The sequence below is a fragment of the Italian clover phyllody phytoplasma str. MA1 genome, assembly GCF_000300695.1.
GTDB lineage: Bacteria > Bacillota_I > Bacilli_A > Acholeplasmatales > Acholeplasmataceae > Phytoplasma.
The window spans coordinates 1-752 of the sequence record NZ_AKIM01000168.1 but is presented as its reverse complement, the minus strand read 5'-3'; the positions used below and the strand labels follow the sequence as shown (position 1 = coordinate 752).

The window sequence follows — 752 nt, the reverse complement described above, 5'->3', positions numbered from 1 at the left end:
TTTTAATAAAACTGACATGGGGAAATGAGTTTGGATGTGTTTTATTTTTTCTTGATAATTCATTGATGAACTCCTTAATAACTTTCTAATGGATAAGGTAAAACAAAACCTATTTCTTGAAATGTTTGTGTCGTCATTTCAAAGCGATAAACTAAGTTTTTTTTGATACCACTACGATTCTTTTTAATAGATAATTCAATGATTTTTTGAGATTCGTTGTTTTTTGATGCTAAATATAATTGATTGCAATCTTGATTATAGATATTTAAGGGTTTTTCTTGGTCTTTGGATAGTTTGGGTTGGAATTCGGACATTATTAAAACGATATCGGAGTTAGTTTCAATTCCTCCTGATCCTTTTAAAGCGGTGATTTCAGGCGATTTACCTTGGTAATGGTTATATGTATCTCTGGAAAATTGAGATAAAATGATAATAACGATGTTTAATTCTATGGCTAATTGTTTGAGTTTGGTCATAATTTCGTCAATAGCTAAACGATCGTTTTCTAAATGATTGGATGATTTAGTAATTTGGAGATGGTCAATGACGATGATTTCTGTTTGTTTTTCTAAATAAAGGCGATAAACTAAATCAATGACATAACTGATATTTTTTTCTTTATCATAACTAAAAGATAAGTTAAATTGGAAAAATAATTTTTGAGCGTCATTCATCCTTTCCATGTAGGTATTTGTGGTGATGTTTGAGTCTTCCCAATTTTTATCTAAAATAACATCTAAGGGAATTTGAGT

At 28.9% G+C, this 752-nt stretch carries 1 protein-coding gene; it reads right to left on the bottom strand.

Annotated elements, in window-relative coordinates; genetic code table 11:
* Nucleotides 1-74: 74 nt before the first annotated feature.
* A partial coding sequence (locus tag RI01_RS03160; protein WP_017193220.1) for a DnaB-like helicase C-terminal domain-containing protein occupies nt 75-752 on the bottom strand: 678 nt, incomplete at its 5' end.